Source organism: Streptomyces sp. NPDC045955 (genome assembly GCF_056430805.1).
The window spans coordinates 62,899-80,122 of the sequence record NZ_JBWKKY010000011.1 but is presented as its reverse complement, the minus strand read 5'-3'; the positions used below and the strand labels follow the sequence as shown (position 1 = coordinate 80,122).

Sequence of the window (17,224 nt, the reverse complement as noted above, 5' to 3'; positions counted from 1 at the left end):
GGGAGAATTCCGGCGTGCGATCCACCTGTTACCCGGCGGTTCACGCCCGGTACAGTGCCTCGACCTCGTTCTCGTACGCCTTTTCGATCGCCTTCCGCTTCAGCTTCAGGGACGGCGTCAGCAGCCCGTGCTCCTCGGTGAACGGCTGGGCCAGGATGCGGAAGGTGCGGATCGACTCCGCCTGCGAGACAAGGGTGTTGGCCGCGACGACCGCGCGCCGCACCTCCGTCTCCAGATCCGCGTCGCGCACCAGTTCCGCCGCGGACATCCGCGGCTTGCCCCGCATCGTCAGCCAGTGCTCCACGGCCTCCTGGTCGAGGGTCACGAGGGCGGCGATGTACGGGCGGTCGTTGCCGACGACGATGCACTGGTTGACCAGTGGATGGTCACGGACGCGTTCCTCCAGCACGCCGGGCGAAACACTCTTGCCACCCGATGTGACCAGGATCTCCTTCTTGCGGCCGGTGATGGTGAGGTAGCCGTCCTCGTCGAGCGCGCCGAGGTCGCCGGTGGCCAGCCAGCCGTCGTGCAGGGTCTGGTCGGTCGCCTTGGGGTTGTTGAGGTAGCCCTGGAAGACGTTCTGGCCGTGCAGCCAGATCTCGCCGTCGTCCGCGATGTGCACGGTCATGCCGGGGATGGGCTGCCCGACCGTGCCGAACCGGGTGCGGCCGGGCGGATTGGCGGTCGCGGCGGCCGTCGACTCGGTCAGGCCGTAGCCCTCGTAGATATGCACGCCCGCCCCGGCGAAGAACAGGCCGAGCCGCCGGTCCATCGCCGAACCGCCCGACATGGCGTGCTTGATACGGCCGCCCATCGCGGCGCGGATCTTGGCGTAGACGAGCTTGTCGAACAACTGGTGCTGCATGCGCAGGCCGGCCGACGGGCCGGGGCCGGTTCCCCACGCCTTCGCCTCCATCGCGTCCGCGTACTTGATGGCGATGTCGACGGCCTTCTCGAACGGGCCGGAACGCCCCTCCTTCTCGGCCTTGCGGCGGGCCGCGTTGAACACCTTCTCGAAGATGTACGGCACGGCCAGGAAGAACGTCGGCTTGAACGCGGCCAGGTCGGGCAGCAAGGCCGCCGCGTTCAGCTGCGGCTGATGGCCGAACTTCACCTTGCCGCGGATCCCGGCGACCTGGACCATCCGCCCGAAGACGTGGGCGAGCGGCAGGAACAGCAGGGTGGCGGCCTCGTCGCCCCGCTTGGAGTGGAACACCGGCTCCCAGCGCTCGATGACGGTGTCCGCCTCGTACATGAAGTTGCCGTGCGTGATGACACAGCCCTTGGGGCGGCCGGTGGTGCCCGAGGTGTAGATGATCGTGGCGACCGAGTCGGGAGTGACGGCCTGCCGGTGGCGGTGCACCACCTCGTCGTCGAGGTGCGCGCCGGCGTCGTACAGCTCGTGCACGGCGCCGGAGTCGAGCTGCCACAGGCGGCGCAGCTGGGGCAGCCGGTCGATGACGGTGGCGATCGTCATCGCGTGGTCCTCGTGCTCCACGACCGCGGCCGTCACCTCGGCGTCGTGCAGCATCCAGAAGCACTGCTCGGCCGAGGACGTCGGGTAGACCGGCACGACCTGGGCGCCGATCGTCCACAGCGCGTAGTCGAACAGCGTCCACTCGTAACGCGTACGGGAGATGATCGCGACCCGGTCGCCGAACCGGATACCGCTCGCCAGCAGGCCCTTGGCCAGGGCGAGCACCTCGTCGCGGAACTCGGCGCTGGTGACGTCGCGCCACTGCCCGGACTCGTCCTTGCGGCCCAGCGCGATGCGCAGCGGGTCCTCCTGAGCATGCTGGAAGACCACGTCGGCCAGACCGCCCACCGGAGGTGCCAACGCCAACGGAGGGTTGGTGAACTCGCGCAAACCCCGCTCCCCGCTCCTCAGCGCTTTTGTTGAGTGACGCTCCGCACAGCGCCGTGAAAGCTACCCCAACCGGGCAGAGGGCGGGAGGGGTGGCGAAGGCGAGCAGCGCGCTTGTCCGCACTGGTCAGGGAGGGAAAATGCGCCCACATGGGGAAGGGTCGGACAGAATCCTGACGGTTGAGTAAGTTTCGGAGCCGTAATCTCCACCGAATCTGTACGACCCCCTACGGCCCGGGGCTCCTCGTGCGCGGTGCCCGGCCGTCTCTTCTGTCAGCGCCCCGTAGGCGGATTTCGTCACTCCGGTTCAGTCGGTCGCCGCCCGCCAGGATCGCCGCGGCCAGGGCGTCCGTCACCCCCTGGGCCGCGGGGCTCCGCCGGCCGTGGACCACGACGAAGTCGACCCGTCCCAGTTCCGGCAGCCCCGCCCGGTCCGGGACCCGGACCAGGCCCGGCGGGATGAGGCCGCGGGAGTGGGCCATCACGCCGAGCCCCGCCCGGGCCGCCGCGACGAGGCCGTTGAGAGAACCGCTCGTGCACACCACACGCCACTCGCGGCCCTGCCGCTCCAGCGCCTCCAGGGCGAGCGCGCGGGTGATGCCCGGCGGCGGATAGACGATGAGCGGCACGGGCCGGCCCGGGTCGAGCCGGAGGCGCTCCGCGCCGATCCACACCAGCCTGTCGCGCCGCACCAGCTCGCCGCGCGGATCCTCCGGCCGCCGCTTGGCCAGGACGAGGTCCAGCTTCCCGGCGGCGAGCTGCTCGTGCAGCGTGCCCGACAGCTCGACCGTCAGCTCCAGGTCGACCTCGGGGTGATCGTGCCGGAAGCCCTCCAGGATCTCCGGCAGGCGGGTCAGCACGAAGTCCTCCGACGCTCCGAAGCGCAACCGGCCGCGCAGCCGGTTGCCCGTGAAGAACGCCGTCGCCTGCTCGTGCACCTCCAGGATCCGGCGCGCGAACCCGAGCATGGCCTCGCCGTCCTCCGTGAGCTCCACCGAGTGCGTGTCCCGGGTGAACAGCGTCCGCCCGGTGGCGTCCTCCAGCCGCCGCACGTGCTGGCTGACGGTGGACTGCCGCAGCCCGAGCCGGCGGGCGGCCTGCGTGAAGCTCAGCGTCTGCGCCACCGACAGGAAGGTGCGCAGATGGGCGGGGTCGTACATGCTGCAAGGCTATCGCGGAACGTGATGACAGTAAGAGCGGTATGCGGGATTCCCGATCGCCGGGTCGGGGAGCAGGATGGAAGGGGGCCGTACCGGCCCTCTACCGCACGTACGTACCGTCTGTACCGCCCGTAAGCACTGAGCAAGTGGAGCACCGTGAAACGCCTGCGCCGGCCGCGTCGGATGCCGATCGACCCGTACATCCTTCTCCTCCTCGCGACGGTGGGGGTCGCCGCGCTGTTCCCGGCGCGCGGGACGGCCGCCGATGTCGCGTCGGGTGCCTCCACGGCGGCGATCGCCCTGCTGTTCTTCCTCTACGGCGCCCGGCTGTCGACCCGTGAGGCCCTGGACGGGCTGCGCCATTGGCGGCTCCACATCACGGTCCTGGCCTGCACCTTCCTCGTCTTCCCGCTGCTCGGCCTGGCGGCCCGCGGGCTGGTGCCGGTGGTCCTGACGCACCCGCTGTACCAGGGCCTGCTCTTCCTCACGCTCGTCCCGTCGACCGTGCAGTCCTCGATCGCCTTCACCTCGATGGCCCGCGGCAACGTGCCCGCCGCGATCTGCGCGGGCTCCTTCTCCTCCCTCGTCGGCATCATCGCCACCCCGCTGCTCGCGGCCTCCCTGCTCGGCGGCAGCGGCGGCGGGTTCTCCGCCGACTCGCTGTTGAAGATCGTGCTGCAACTCCTCGTGCCGTTCCTCGCCGGGCAGCTGCTGCGCCGCTGGATCGGGGGCTTCGTCACCCGCCACAAGAAGGTCCTCGCACTGGTGGACCGCGGGTCGATCCTGCTCGTCGTCTACACCGCGTTCAGCCAGGGCATGGTCCAGGGCATCTGGCACCAGGTCAGCCCCCTCCGGCTGGGCGGGCTGCTCGTAGTCGAGGCCGTGATCCTCGCCGTGATGCTGCTGCTGACCTGGTACGGCGGCAAGGCTCTGGGTTTCGTCCGGGAGGACCGGATCACCCTCCAGTTCGCCGGTTCGAAGAAGTCCCTGGCCGCCGGACTGCCCATGGCGAGCGTCCTGTTCGGCGCGCAGGCGTCGCTGGCCGTGCTGCCGCTGATGCTCTTCCACCAGATGCAGCTGATGGTCTGCGCGGTGATCGCCAAGCGCCGCTCGCACGATCCCCGCCCGGAGGTCACCGCGACGGAGCCAGCCGCAGTGTCACGAACCGCGGTCGGTACAGGGCCACGTTCCGGCTGAGCTGGGCGGCGGCGCCCGTCGTCTCCAGCCAGTTGACGTCGTAGCTCAGCACCAGACGCCCGTCGCCGCTCAGGACCGGATGCGCCTGCGGGTTGTAGGCGGCCACCTGGCCCTGCGGCAGCGAGGGGCTGAACTCCTTCGCGGGCCCGTGCCACGGCCCGGCCGGGGAGCACGCCCAGTACGAGGCGACGGTGGTCAGGCCCTTCGTGCCCGCGGCCATCGTGAACAGCACGTACGTCCCGCCGTCCCGGACGACCGAGAACGCGCTGCCCACGCCCCTGCGCTGGCCGTCCCCGAGCACCGCCCGGGGGCGGGCGCCGGCCGCCCACGCCGAGCCGTTCCAGTACCGCCAGGCCGCCGGATCGCCGAGCCCGCCCTCCGGCACCCGCGCCACGTACGCGTGCGAGGCCGGGCGGGAGGCGGCCCGGCCGTCGTCGCCGCCGAAGACGTACGTCCAGCCGTCCTCCTCGACCAGCGTCGTGCCGAACAGCACCCGCCGGGACGGGTCGGGGACCAGTTGCTGGTCGAGCACCTTGACGACCGACTCCAGCCGCAGATCGGGCAGCGACAGCGTGGCCACCTCGGTCGCGGTGGGCACGCCGTAGATCCACGGGGCCTGGCCGGCCGTGCGCACCCACAGCAGCACCCGGACGACCTGTTGCGAGGAGCCGGGGGAGCGGGGTTCGACGCGGGCGGCGACCGGCCAGCGCCACTGGTTCGGCGCCGGGTCGGCGAAGAGCGGGGCGGGGAGGGTGGTCTCCAGCCGGCCGTCGCGCATCAGCACGGCCGAGTTGCGCACCAGCGGCGCGGTGGTGTCCCGCCAGGCGTGGGACTCGCCGGCCGGGTTGGGCGGGCCGTACACCCGGCCCAGGTAGGTGTCGGAGAACAGCCACAGCACCCGGCCGTCCGGCAGCCGCACCGAGTGGGTGCCGTCGCCGCCGGTCCAGTCGTCGGTGCGGGTCGCGTCGTCGCCGTAGCGGGCGAACTCGGCGGTGAGGCCGTCGTCCGCCTGCCAGGAGCGGACCGTGCGCGCCCGGCAGACGTCGTCGTCCGGACTCTCGTCCTCGGGGAGGGCGATGAGCAGCGCGGCCCCGAGAACCAGGACCAGCAGCAGGCCGATCCCGGTTCCCGTGCGCTGTCGTGCTCGTGCTGCGCTTACGTCGTCGGGCACGTGCCGTGACGTTAGTTGCTGCCGCTCACCCGGTCCATGGGGAGCCACAGCACCGTGCCCCAGGCGGTCGCGGCCTTGGTGCCGGCGCCCAACTCCCCGTCGCTCAGGGCCCGGTTCCAGACGCGGACGTCGTCGATGGCCCCCGTCAGGAACGCCCGGCTGTCCATGCGCTGGCCGATGTGCACGCCGAACGGGGAGTTACGGCTGACCGAGCCCGGCACGTCCGGGGCGCTGATCGGCATGTCGTCGAGGAAGAGGGTCAGTTGCCCGCCGCCCCGGCGCAGGACCAGGTGGTGCCAGCGGCCGTCGTTGTGGGCGCCGTCCGTCCACACCGAGGCCGTCCGGACGGTCGTCGCGCCCGACCGGGTGGTGATGAGCGCCCGGAGCCGGTCGCTCGCCGGCTCCCCGCGCAGCCAGACCTGCGGCTGGGTGCTGCCGATGCCGCCCATCCACAGAAAGGGCTGTTCGCCGGTCGTGGCCGTGTAGCGGAAGAACAGCGAGGCCGTGAAGTCCCCGTCGCCGAGCGGCAGTCGGGAGCGGTACGGCAGACGGACGGCGTCGTCGGTGCCGTCGAAGGACAGCGCACTGCCGCGGACACCGGCCGTCCGCCCGGCATCGCCGAGCACGGCCGCCGGCCGCGCGCCCGGTGCCGCGTCGCGGGTGGTCGGGTCGGCGCCACGGCGCGGTTTCAGCCAGTCCTCGGTGAAACGGGCGAAGCGGATCTCGTCGCGGGCGTCGACCGCGCCGCCCTCGTACAGCAGGCCCACCGTCGAGGAGTCGACCGCCGCCATGTCGGAGTAGCCGGACCAGTCCGTGGTGACGACCGTGCCCCGGTCCACGCTGTCCCAGGTGCGCCCGCCGTCGTAGGAGGAACGGACCATCATCGTCCGGCGGCGGTCCGGATCGGCCGGGGCGGACAGCAGCATCCGGTCGCCGAGGCGCAGCGTCGCGCCCTGGACCTGCGGGGTGTATAGGTCCGGGAGGGCGCGGAAGGGCGTGGCGAAGCTGTCGCCGCCGTCCAGGCTGAGGGTCTGGGAGCGGTGCCCCAGGTCGGTGCCGTCCTGTTCGCGGCCGCTGACGAGGACGGCCCCGTCGGCCCGTTCGGTGAGCGTCACTTCCGAGGGCTTCTGCCGGAACATGCCGTCCTGCGCTATCGGCCAGGAGTCCGTGGCGCCGATCCGCCAGTGGTCGCCCCCGTCGTCGCTGACGATGAGCGCGGCGTGGTTGGCGCTGACCCTGCTGCCGTCCCAGGTCTCGGTGTTGACGCCGAACACCAGCCGCCCGGCGTGCTTCCCGCGGGTGAGCTGGATGCCGTGCACGGGTCCGGTGGCGTACCAGGAGTTCCAGTGGCCGGGCAGGATCTGGTCGCTCAGGTCGCGCGGCTCGGACCAGGTCCGGCCGTCGTCGTCGCTGTACTGGAGGTGCGGAGTGCGGTCGCAGGGGACGGTGCAGTTGCCGGCGTCCGTACGGCCCGTGTTGTACGTCTCGGCCAGCAGGATCCGGCCGGTCCTGCGGTCCACGAGGGGCGCCGGGTTGCCGTGCGTGTCGCCGGCGCCCTCGGTGACGACCTGGAGCGGTCCCCAGGTGCGGCCGCCGTCGGTGGAGCGTTTGAGGACGATGTCGATGTCGGCCGCGTCACCGCAGTTGAGGACGCGGCCCTCGGCGAAGGCGAGCAGCGTGCCGGCCGTGGTCCGCACGATCGCGGGGATCCGGAAGCACGCGTAGCCGGGGTCCTGGGAGGCCTTGAAGAGAACCTGTTGCTCGAACTCCGGTAAGACGGTGACGGGTTGGGCGCGGGCCGGGCCGACGGGCGCGAGCAGAGCCGCGGCGGTGAGGACGGCTGTCAGGGTGGATCTCAGACGTGCGCGAAGTCTTGACGGCATGGTGCGACCTGCCCTTCATGCGTCTGTCGGCTGGACCACCGAGGCATGGGAACAAAGATCCGGGGGCCACAAGTCCAGGGAGCGGACATTCGGTCAACCGGACATCCCACGTCCCATGTGTGGGGCCACAGACGGTACTTGGCTTCACGGACCCCCCACAAGGAGCGTGCGTCAGGGGATCAGGACGACCTTGCCGAGATTGGCCCTCGCCTCGATCTCCCCGTGTGCCTTCGCCGCGTCCTGAAGGGCGAACTCCCGGTGCACGACGGGCCTGACCTCCCCGGCGGCGAACAGCCGCCACAGCTCCTCCCGCCACTGTTCGTACAACTCCGGCTTCCCGCGGGCGACACGGGCCATCTGGAACCCGATCACCGACTTGGCGCCCACGAGCAGGTCGTACGCCTGGACGGTGCCCCCGCCCGAGCTGTACGCCACCAGGCGTCCCCCCGGGGCGAGCGCGGCGAGGGCCGCCGTGAGCAGCTCGCCGCCGACCGCGTCCAGGGCGTAGTCGGCCGGGGTGCCCCAGGTGTCGTCGCCGTAGGTGACGACGTGGTCGGCGCCGAGGCCGCGGACGAAGCCGGCCTTGGCCGGATCGGAGACGGCCCCCACGACCCGTCCGGCGCCCCGCGCCCTGGCCAGTTGCACGGCCAGGTGGCCGACACCGCTCGCCGCGGCGGTGACGAGGGCCGCCTCGCCCGGCTCGGGCCGTGCCGCCTCCAGGGCGCCGAGGGCGACCAGGCCGCTGCGGACCAGGGCGACGGCCGTGACGGCGTCGGCGTCCGCGGGGACCGGCGAGGCCATGGCCTCGTGCAGGAGCGCGAAGTCGGCGTAGCCATGGCCGAAGCAGAGCCCCGTCACGCGGTCGCCGGTGCCGAAGCGGGTGACGCCCTCGCCGACGGCCGTGACCTCCCCGGCGATCTCGCCGCCGAGCGGGACCGGCTCCGCCGCCTCGCCGACCTTGCGGACGACCGGGAGCGTGACGCCGATCGCCTCCGCGCGCACGAGCAGCTCTCCGGGGCCCGGCTCGGGCACCGGAGCCTCCTCCAGGAACAGGGGGCCGCCTCGGAATTCGTAGCGGACGCGGCGCATCGCACCTCCGGATGTCGTGGGTGGTCCCCACGAGTTCGTTGGGGTCCCCAACGGTATAGGAGGATCATGGGGAGAACCAACGGTTTCTTGGCTAGGCTGCGGCCATGTCGGAAGTCCCCCTCCCCGCGATCCGCTCGCTGCCCAGCTGGCTGCTCGGCCGTGCCGCCGCACGCGGCCGGGCCCTGGTGGCCGCGGCGCTGGCCGAGCAGGACATGCGGATGTGGCACCACGTGGTGCTGTCCGCCGTCCGCGACCTCGGCCCCGTCGCGCAGGCCGACCTCGGGCGCGGGGTCGGGCTGGATCCCAAGGACCTGGTCGGCATCCTGAACGACCTCCAGACGGCGGGCCTGGTGGTGCGCGAGCCGGACCCGAAGGACCGGCGGAAGAACGCCGTGTCCCTCACCGCCCGGGGAGCCCGGCTGCTGACGCGCTGCGAGAAGGCGGCCCGCGCGGCCAACGACGAGCTGCTCGCCCCGCTGTCGGAGGCCGAACGCGAGCAGTTCACGGGGATGCTGCGGCGCATATCCGGCACGGGCGACTGACGGCCGCTTTGCCGGGCCGGGCCGAGACGGGGCCCCGGCGGCGCAGGGGGCGCTCCCCGCCGGTCGGGGCCCCGCCGCCGTGTCGCGGAAGGAACCCGCTCAGCCCTGGGCGGCCGCGGCCCGCAGGGCGATGCGGTCCTCACCCGCGTACACGTTCATGGAGCTGCCCCGCAGGAAGCCCACCAGGGTCAGGCCCGTCTCGGCCGCCAGGTCCACCGCCAGCGAGGACGGCGCCGACACCGCCGCCAGGACCGGGATACCGGCCATCACGGCCTTCTGCGCCAGCTCGAAGGAGGCCCGGCCCGAGACGAGCAGGATCGTCCGGGACAGCGGCAGCTCCCCGTTCTGCAGGGCGCGGCCGACCAGCTTGTCGACCGCGTTGTGCCGGCCCACGTCCTCCCTGACGTCCAGCAGCCCGCCGTCCTCCGAGAAGAGGGCCGCCGCGTGCAGCCCCCCGGTCCGGTCGAAGACCCGCTGGGCGGCACGCAGCCGGTCGGGCAGGCTCGCCAGCAGCTCGGGCGCGACCCGGACCGGGGGAGTGTCGGCGATGGGCCAGCGGGCCGTCGTCCGCACCGCGTCCAGCGAGGCCTTGCCGCACAGCCCGCACGAGGACGTCGTGTAGACGTTCCGCTCCAGCGTGATGTCGGGGATCACCACGTCCTGGGCCGTCTGCACGTCGACCACGTTGTACGTGTTCGAACCGTCGGCCGTGGCCCCGGCGCAGTAGACGATGTTGCGGAGGTCCTGCTGGCCGCCCAGCACCCCCTCGCTCACCAGGAAGCCCGCCGCCAGCGCGAAGTCGTCGCCCGGCGTGCGCATGGTGATCGCCAGGGGCTTGCCGTTCAGCCGGATCTCCAGGGGCTCCTCGGCGACGAGCGTGTCCGGACGGCTGGAGACCGCCCCGTCGCGGATGCGGAGCACCTTGCGTCGTTCCGTGACTCGTCCCATGTCCTGATCAGCCCCGGTTCTGTACGTGCTGGTAGCCGAAGCGGCCCTTGATGCAGAGATTGCCGTGGGTCACCGGGTTGTCGTGCGGTGACGTGACCTTCACGATCTCATTGTCCTGCACGTGCAGCGTCAGGTTGCAGCCCACTCCGCAGTACGCGCACACCGTGGTCGTCTCCGTCTGCCGCGACTCGTCCCACGTACCCGCCGCGCGCATGTCGAACTCGGACTTGAAGGACAGCGCCCCCGTCGGGCACACCTCGATGCAGTTCCCGCAGTACACGCACGCCGAGTCGGTCAGCGGGGCGTCGTGCTCCACGGCGATCCGGGCGTCGAAACCGCGCCCGGCGACCGAGATCGCGAAGGTGTTCTGCCACTGGTCGCCGCAGGCGTCGACGCACTTGTAGCAGAGAATGCACTTGTCGTAGTCGCGTACGTACAGGTCGTTGTCGATCTTCGGTTCCTCGTTGAGGCGGGCCGCGTCCGGGCCGAAGCGGTCCGGCTTCGCCTCGTACTCCTTGAGCCACTCGGCGACCCGCGGTGTCGTCGACAGGTCGACGGAGGACGCGAGCAGTTCGAGGACGACCTTCCGGCTGTGCCGGGCCCGCTCGGTGCCGGTGCGCACCTCCATGCCCGGCTCGGCCTTGCGGGAGCAGGCCGGGACGAGGGTGCGGGCCCCCTCGACCTCGACGACGCAGACCCGGCAGGCGTTCTTCGGGCGCAGGGTGTCGCCCTCGCACAGGGTCGGGATGTCCTTCCCGGCCGCCCGGCAGGCGTCGAGGATCGTCGAGCCCTCGGGAACCCGGGCCTGTTCGCCGTCGATCGTGAACTCCAGCATGCGGCGCGGGATCCCCAGCGGTGTGACGGTCATTCGTACGCCCCCAGACGGTCGATGGCGGATTCCACGGCGTTCCACGCGGTCTGTCCGAGACCGCAGATCGAGGCGTCCCGCATCGCGCGGCCGACCTCCCTCAGCAGGGCGATGTCCCCGGCGGCGTCGGCGCCGGTGCGCTCCGCGATCCGGTGCAGCGCCTCCTCCTGCCGCACGGTCCCGACCCGGCACGGCACGCACTGGCCGCACGACTCGTCGCGGAAGAACTCCGCGATGCGCAGCAGCAGCCGGGGCAGGGGCACGCTGTCGTCGAAGGCCATCACGACCCCCGAGCCGAGCGTCGTGCCCGCCTCCCGCGTCCCCTCGAAGGTGAGCGGGATGTCCAGCTCGTCGGCCCGTACGAAACCGCCCGCCGCCCCGCCGAGCAGCACCGCCCGCAGCCCGTCCCGCACCCCGGCGAGGGTGAGCAGGTCGCCCAGGGTCGCGCCGAACGGCAGCTCGTAGACCCCCGGTCGCTGCACGGTCCCGGACACGCAGAACAACTTCGGCCCGGTGGACCTGCCCGTGCCGATCGCCGCGTACGCCGGGGCGCCCATCGTCAGGATCGGCAGCACGTTGACCAGCGTCTCGACGTTGTTCTCGACCGTCGGCTTGCCGAACAGGCCCTTCTCCACGGGGAACGGCGGCTTCGAGCGGGGCTCGCCCCGGTAGCCTTCGATGGAGTTGAACAGGGCCGTCTCCTCACCGCAGATGTAGGCGCCCGCGCCCCGCCGGATCTCGATGTCGAAGGCGTAGCCCTGGCCGAGGACGTCGTCCCCGAGCAGGCCGCGCGCGCGAGCCTGCGCGATCGCGTGTTCGAGGCGGTGCAGGGCGCGCGGGTACTCGCCGCGCAGATAGAGGTAGCCGTGGTGGGCACCGGTCGCGTACCCGGCGATCGTCATGGCCTCGACCAGCGCGTACGGGTCGCCCTCCATGAGCACGCGGTCCTTGAACGTGCCCGGCTCGGACTCGTCGGCGTTGCAGACGAGGTAGTGCGGATGGTCCGGCTGGGACGCCGTCGCCTGCCACTTCCGGCCGGTCGGGAAGGCCGCGCCGCCCCGCCCGACCAGGCCCGAGTCGGTGACCTCGCGGATGACGCCGGCGGGGCCCAGCTCGAAGGCCCGGCGCAGGGCCGTGTAGCCGCCGTGGGCGCGGTAGTCGTCGAGGGACGCCGGGTCGGCCACACCGACCCGGCGCAGCAGCATCAGGCCGTCCTGCCCGGCCTGGGGCACCGCCAGCGCGGCCGGCGGCTCCTCCGGCGCCGAGTCCGGGGCGCTCGCGGCGAGGACGGCGTCGTGCACGGTCGCCGGCGCCGAGACCGCCGTACGGACCGGGTCCCCGGCCCTGATCGCGAGCGTGGCCGGGGCGCGTTCGCACAGGCCGAGACAGGGGCTGCGCTCGACCGCGACCCCGCTGCCGAGGCCCAGCCGCTCCTCGATCCCGGCGCACAGCCGAGGCGCCCCGGCCGCCGCGCACGCCAGGTCCGTGCACACGTGCAGCACGGTCGCCGGGCGCGGCTTGACGGAGAACATGGCATAGAAGGTGGCGACCCCGTAGGCCTCCGCCGGCGGCACCGTCAGCCGCCGGCACAGGTAGTCGAGGGCGCCCTCGCTGATCCAGCCGACCCGGTCGTTGATCGCGTGCAGCCCCGGCAACAGCAGGTCGCGGCGGTCCCGGGCCTCACGTCCGCCGCGGGCCCACCTGAGATCGGCATCGGAGCGGTCGCCGCCCTCCCAGGAGGACTCCGGAGGTCCGAGCAGGGCGTCGACGGCCGCCCGTTCCTCGTCCGTCGGTTTGCTGTCACCGAAGTGCAGGTCCACAGTGCGTCACCCCACGATGGTCGCGATGGGCAGCTTCTCGATCCGGATCGCCGACGCCTTGAACTCCGCCGTCCCCGCGATCGGGCAGTTCGCCTCGATCGTCAGCGCGTTGGTGTCCACCTCGTCGGGGAAGTGCATGGTCATGAAGGCGAGCCCGGGCCGCAGCGCGGTGTCCACCCACACGGGCGCGGTCACCGACCCGCGCCGCGAGGTGACCTGGACCTGCTCGCCGACCACGACCCCGTAGCGCTCGGCGTCCTCCGGGCTCAGCTCGATGTACTCGCCGCGCCTGAGCGGCGAGGCGTAACCGCCGCTCTGCACACCGGTGTTGTACGAGTCCAGGCGCCGCCCGGTGGTGAGCCGGATCGGGTACTCCTCGTCGGTGAGGTCCACGGGCGGGTCGTGCTGCACGATCCCGAAGGGCGCGAGCGGGCCGCGCTCGGCGGGGTCGGGCTCCCACAACCGGCCGTGCAGATAGGTAGGTTCAAGCCCGTCGGTGCTCGGGCACGGCCACTGGATGCCCTGGTGCTCCTCCAGACGCGCGTACGTCATGCCGTAGTGGTCGGGGGAGACCGACCGGAGCTCGTTCCACACGGTCTCGGCGTCGGCGTACTTCCAGTCGTGACCGAGGCGGGCCGCGAGATCGCAGATGATGTCGATGTCCTCGCGGGCCTCGCCGGGCGGGGTGACGGCCTTGCGGACGCGCTGCACCCGTCGCTCGCTGTTGGTGGTCGTGCCCTCGGTCTCCGCCCAGCCGGCCGTGGCGGGCAGGACGACGTCCGCGAGTTCGGCCGTCTTCGTGAGGAAGATGTCCTGGACGACCAGGAAGTCGAGGGCCTTCAGCCGCCGTACGGCCTGCTCGCTGTCGGCCTCCGACTGGGCGGGGTTCTCACCGATGCAGTAGACGGCCTTGAGGGTGCCGTCCTCCATGGCCTCGAACATCTCCGTGAGGTTCAGGCCGTAGTGGGGCTGGATGACGGTGTCCCAGGCGGACTCGAACTTCAGCCGGGTGTCCGGGTCGAGGATGTCCTGGAAGCCGGGCAGTCGGTTGGGGATCGCGCCCATGTCACCGCCACCCTGCACGTTGTTCTGCCCGCGCAGGGGTTGCAGCCCGGAGCCGTAGCGGCCGACGTGCCCGGTGAGCAGGGACAGGTTGATCAGGGCGCGGACGTTGTCGGTGCCGTTGTGGTGCTCGGTGATGCCGAGGGTCCAGCACAACTGGGCGCGCTCGGCGCGGGCGTAGGCGTGCGCCAGCTCACGGATGGCGGCGGCCGGTACGCCCGTCACCTTCTCGGCGAGCGACGGCGTCCACGGCTCGACCAGCGCCCGGTACTCCTCGAAGCCGGTGGTCGCCCGCTCGATGAACGCCTCGTTCGCGAGGCCCGCGTGGATGATCTCGCGGCCGATCGCGTGCGCCATCGGGATGTCGGTGCCGACGTTGAGGCCCAGCCAGCTCTCCGCCCACTCGGCGGTCGACGTCCGGCGCGGATCGACCGCGTACATCCGGGCGCCGTTCCTGATCCCCTTCAGCACGTGCTGGAAGAAGATCGGGTGCGCGAAGCGGGCGTTGGAGCCCCACATCACGATGACGTCGGTGTGCTCGATCTCCTCGTACGACGACGTCCCGCCGCCCGAGCCGAACGCCGCCGACAGGCCCGCCACGCTCGGGGCGTGGCAGGTGCGGTTGCAGGAGTCGACGTTGTTGGTGCCCATGACGACCCGGGCGAACTTCTGGGCGACGTAGTTCATCTCGTTCGTGGCCCGGGCGCAGGAGAACATGCCGAACGCGCCGCGGTTGCGGTCCAGGCCCCGGGCCGCCCGGTCCAGGGCCTCCTCCCAGCTCGCCCGGCGGAACGGCTCGTCGCGCGAGTCCCGCACCAGCGGGTGGGTGAGCCGTGTGTAGGTCTTCGGGGTTCGGTGGCGTTTGCTCATGCGGCGCTCCTCAGCGCGAGCAGGTCCGAGATGGCGTGCACGGTGCGCAGGGTGGGCACCTCCACGCCGGTGATGTCCGCCAACTCGACGACCGCCGCGAGGAGTACGTCGAGTTCGAGCGGTTTGCCGCGCTCCAGGTCCTGGAGCGTGGAGGTCCGGTGGTCGCCGACCCGCTCGGCGCCCGCGAGCCGGCGCTCGATGGAGACGCCGACTTCGCAGCCGAGGGCGTTCGCGACCGCGAGCGTCTCGGTCATCATGATCTCGATGACCCTGCGGGTGCCGCCGTGCAGGCACATCTGCCGCATGGTCGCGCGGGCCAGCGCGCTGATCGGGTTGAAGGAGATGTTGCCGAGCAGCTTGAGCCAGATGTCGCTCCGCAGCTCCGGTTCGACCGGGCACTTCAGGCCGCCCGCCTGCATGGCCTCGCTGAGCGCCACGCACCGCGTGGACACGCTGCGGTCGGGTTCGCCGACCGAGAACCGCGTGCCCTCCAAGTGCCGGACGACGCCCGGCCCTTCGAGCTCGGTCGCCGCGTAGACGACGCATCCGACGGCCCGTTCGGGCGCGAGCACCGCACTGACCGCGCCGTCCGGGTCCACGCTCTCGACGCGGTGGCCGTCGTAGGGGCCGCCGTGCCGGTGGAAGTACCACCAGGGGATGCCGTTCTGGGCGGCCACGACCGCCGTCGTGTCGCCCAGCAGCGGCGCGACCAGCGGCCCGCACGCCGCGTACGCGTTGGCCTTCAGGCCGAGGAAGACGTAGTCGACCGGGCCGACTTCGGCCGGGTCGTCGGTCGCATGGGGGTGCGCGGTGAAGTCGCCGCGCGGGCTGCGCACCCGGACTCCGTGCTGCCTCATGGCCGCCAGATGCGGTCCACGGGCGATGAGATGCACATCGGCGCCCGCGCGGTGGAGCGCGGCGCCGACGTAGGCGCCGATGGCACCGGCGCCGAGAACTGCGACTTTCACGGGAACACTCCGTTCGGTTTGAGGGATACCGCGGAGGTGACTGCCGTCGGGTGGCTGCCGTCCGATGACTGCCGTCCGGCTTGTGTCGACGAAATATTGTCTACAGTATGGACGATGGGTCAGCAAGGGGCCGTGCGATGACCGTTCGGCGCATGCCGGATACCGCTCACCGCATACGGTCGACGCACCGCCTTCTCAACTCCCGTGCGAATGCCTACGGTTCCGGGTTCATGAGTCCCCCAGTCGCGCCCCCGGGCTGGAGCCGCTGGCTTGTCCCGCCCGCCGCTCTCTCCGTACATCTCTCCATCGGCCAGGCCTACGCCTGGAGCGTGTTCAAGCCGCCCCTGGAGTCCGCGCTCGGCCTCAGCGGCACGCAGAGCGCGCTGCCCTTCCAGCTGGGCATCGTCATGCTGGGCCTGTCCGCCGCGTTCGGCGGCACGCTCGTCGAGCGCAACGGCCCGCGCTGGGCGATGACCGTCGCCCTGGTCTGCTTCTCGTCCGGCTTCCTGCTCTCCGCGCTGGGCGCGTCCCTGGAGCAGTACTGGCTCATCGTCCTCGGCTACGGCTTCGTCGGCGGCATCGGCCTCGGCATCGGCTACATCTCACCCGTCTCCACCCTGATCAAGTGGTTCCCGGACCGGCCCGGCATGGCCACCGGCATCGCCATCATGGGCTTCGGCGGCGGTGCGCTCATCGCCTCGCCGTGGTCCGCGCAGATGCTGGAGTCCTTCGGCGGCGACAGCTCCGGCATCGCGCTGGCCTTCCTGGTGCACGGGCTGACGTACGCGGTCTTCATGCTGCTGGGTGTACTGCTGGTCCGGGTTCCGCCTCATGCCCCAGGGGCGCGGGGAACTGCGCGACAAGCCCCCACCGGCCCGCAGGTCTCCGCGAAACAGGCGCTGCGAACCCCGCAGTTCTGGCTCCTGTGGATCGTGCTCTGCATGAACGTCACCGCGGGCATCGGCATCCTGGAGAAAGCCGCGCCGATGATCACGGACTTCTTCGCGGACACCTCCACACCGGTCTCGGTGACCGCCGCAGCCGGCTTCGTCGCGCTGCTGTCGGCGGCGAACATGGCGGGCCGCATCGGCTGGTCGTCGACGTCCGACCTGATCGGCCGCAAGAACATCTACCGTGTCTACCTGGGCGCCGGCGCGCTGATGTACGCGCTCATCGCCCTGTTCGGCGACTCCTCCAAGCCGCTGTTCGTCCTGTGCGCGCTGGTGATCCTGTCCTTCTACGGCGGCGGCTTCGCTACCGTTCCGGCGTACTTGAAGGACCTGTTCGGCACGTACCAGGTCGGCGCCATCCACGGGCGGCTGCTCACCGCCTGGTCCACGGCGGGCGTGCTCGGGCCGCTCATCGTCAACTGGATCGCCGACCGGCAGGAGGAGGCCGGCCGGCACGGCGCGTCCCTGTACGGGCTGTCGTTCGTCATCATGATCGGGCTGCTCGTCGCCGGCTTCGTCGCCAACGAACTCGTCCGGCCCGTCCACCCGCGCCACCACATCCCGGCACCGAAGGAGGCCGCGCATGTCCAGCGACAGCAGTCAGAGTCCGCCTAGCCCGGACCGGCGGTGGCTGATCGCCTTCGCCTGGGTATGGGTGGGCCTGCCGCTCGCCTACGGCCTGTACGAGCTGGTCCGCAAGGCGACGCAGCTGTTCACCGGCTAGGAGGCCAGGCGACAGGTGCTCGGTCGTCCGAGGTCCTGACCGAAGCTGACAACGCGGGCACCTGTTTCCTGTCGCCTTGCCTGCCGTCGTACCCGCGAGTCACTGATC

14 protein-coding genes are annotated in these 17,224 nt (G+C 71.7%); 4 read left to right on the top strand and 10 right to left on the bottom strand.

The window, feature by feature from the left end:
* Window positions 1–40: 40 nt before the first annotated feature.
* Both AC07F0_RS23345 and AC07F0_RS23340 read right to left on the bottom strand, forming a co-directional pair.
* On the bottom strand, window positions 41–1,867 hold the full coding sequence (locus AC07F0_RS23345) for an AMP-dependent synthetase/ligase (protein ID WP_478981536.1): 1,827 nt from the start codon (window positions 1,865–1,867) through the stop codon (window positions 41–43).
* A 224-nt stretch (window positions 1,868–2,091) separates the two neighbouring features.
* A complete protein-coding gene (locus AC07F0_RS23340; RefSeq protein ID WP_478981534.1) occupies window positions 2,092–3,024 on the bottom strand; it encodes a LysR substrate-binding domain-containing protein in 933 nt (310 codons plus the stop codon).
* Between the two features lie 183 nt (window positions 3,025–3,207).
* On the opposite strand from AC07F0_RS23340, the gene AC07F0_RS23335 reads away from it, so the two are divergent.
* Window positions 3,208–4,221 carry a bile acid:sodium symporter family protein gene (locus AC07F0_RS23335; RefSeq protein WP_478981859.1) on the top strand — a complete coding sequence of 338 codons (1,014 nt, stop codon included), beginning with the start codon at window positions 3,208–3,210 and terminating at the stop codon, window positions 4,219–4,221.
* Here the strand turns inward: AC07F0_RS23335 and AC07F0_RS23330 are convergent.
* The 3 genes from AC07F0_RS23330 to AC07F0_RS23320 form a co-directional block, all read right to left on the bottom strand.
* Window positions 4,157–5,392: a DUF4185 domain-containing protein gene (locus AC07F0_RS23330; RefSeq protein WP_478981532.1), complete on the bottom strand. Its 1,236-nt coding sequence runs from the start codon at window positions 5,390–5,392 to the stop codon at window positions 4,157–4,159. The genes AC07F0_RS23335 and AC07F0_RS23330 overlap by 65 nt on opposite strands.
* 11 nt (window positions 5,393–5,403) lie before the next feature.
* Window positions 5,404–7,275, bottom strand: coding sequence for an exo-alpha-sialidase (locus tag AC07F0_RS23325; protein ID WP_478981530.1), 1,872 nt, complete (start codon window positions 7,273–7,275; stop codon window positions 5,404–5,406).
* Window positions 7,276–7,446: 171 nt separating this feature from the next.
* Window positions 7,447–8,364 (bottom strand): quinone oxidoreductase family protein, encoded by a 918-nt coding sequence (locus tag AC07F0_RS23320; RefSeq protein ID WP_478981528.1) that lies wholly within the window; start codon window positions 8,362–8,364, stop codon window positions 7,447–7,449.
* Between the two features lie 104 nt (window positions 8,365–8,468).
* On the opposite strand from AC07F0_RS23320, the gene AC07F0_RS23315 reads away from it, so the two are divergent.
* Entirely contained in the window at window positions 8,469–8,906 is a 438-nt protein-coding gene (locus tag AC07F0_RS23315; RefSeq protein WP_478981526.1) for a MarR family winged helix-turn-helix transcriptional regulator, read from the top strand.
* A 99-nt stretch (window positions 8,907–9,005) separates the two neighbouring features.
* Here AC07F0_RS23315 and fdhD read toward each other — a convergent pair whose 3' ends face one another.
* The 5 genes from fdhD to AC07F0_RS23290 are packed head-to-tail and all read right to left on the bottom strand — an operon-like array spanning window position 9,006 to window position 15,442.
* A complete protein-coding gene (gene fdhD, locus AC07F0_RS23310) occupies window positions 9,006–9,854 on the bottom strand; it encodes a formate dehydrogenase accessory sulfurtransferase FdhD (RefSeq protein ID WP_478981524.1) in 849 nt (282 codons plus the stop codon).
* Between the two features lie 7 nt (window positions 9,855–9,861).
* A complete protein-coding gene (locus AC07F0_RS23305) occupies window positions 9,862–10,722 on the bottom strand; it encodes a 2Fe-2S iron-sulfur cluster-binding protein (RefSeq protein ID WP_478981522.1) in 861 nt (286 codons plus the stop codon).
* Entirely contained in the window at window positions 10,719–12,542 is a 1,824-nt protein-coding gene (locus tag AC07F0_RS23300; protein ID WP_478981520.1) for an NAD(P)H-dependent oxidoreductase subunit E, read from the bottom strand. Before AC07F0_RS23300 ends, AC07F0_RS23305 begins: the two co-directional genes overlap by 4 nt.
* Window positions 12,543–12,548: 6 nt before the next feature.
* Window positions 12,549–14,474, bottom strand: a complete 1,926-nt coding sequence (locus tag AC07F0_RS23295; RefSeq protein ID WP_478981518.1) for a molybdopterin oxidoreductase family protein — start codon at window positions 14,472–14,474, stop codon at window positions 12,549–12,551.
* The gene (locus AC07F0_RS23290) at window positions 14,471–15,442 is read right to left on the bottom strand and encodes a 2-dehydropantoate 2-reductase (protein ID WP_478981516.1); all 972 of its coding nucleotides are present in this window, start codon (window positions 15,440–15,442) and stop codon (window positions 14,471–14,473) included. Before AC07F0_RS23290 ends, AC07F0_RS23295 begins: the two co-directional genes overlap by 4 nt.
* Window positions 15,443–15,672: 230 nt before the next feature.
* Here AC07F0_RS23290 and AC07F0_RS23285 point away from each other — a divergent pair, with 230 nt between their 5' ends.
* Both AC07F0_RS23285 and AC07F0_RS23280 read left to right on the top strand, forming a co-directional pair.
* Window positions 15,673–17,007 carry an OFA family MFS transporter gene (locus tag AC07F0_RS23285; protein WP_478981514.1) on the top strand — a complete coding sequence of 445 codons (1,335 nt, stop codon included), beginning with the start codon at window positions 15,673–15,675 and terminating at the stop codon, window positions 17,005–17,007.
* Complete coding sequence (locus AC07F0_RS23280) at window positions 16,976–17,116, top strand: MFS transporter small subunit (protein WP_020276538.1); 141 nt, start codon at window positions 16,976–16,978, stop codon at window positions 17,114–17,116. The genes AC07F0_RS23285 and AC07F0_RS23280 overlap by 32 nt, the downstream gene beginning before the upstream one ends.
* Window positions 17,117–17,224: the final 108 nt, after the last annotated feature.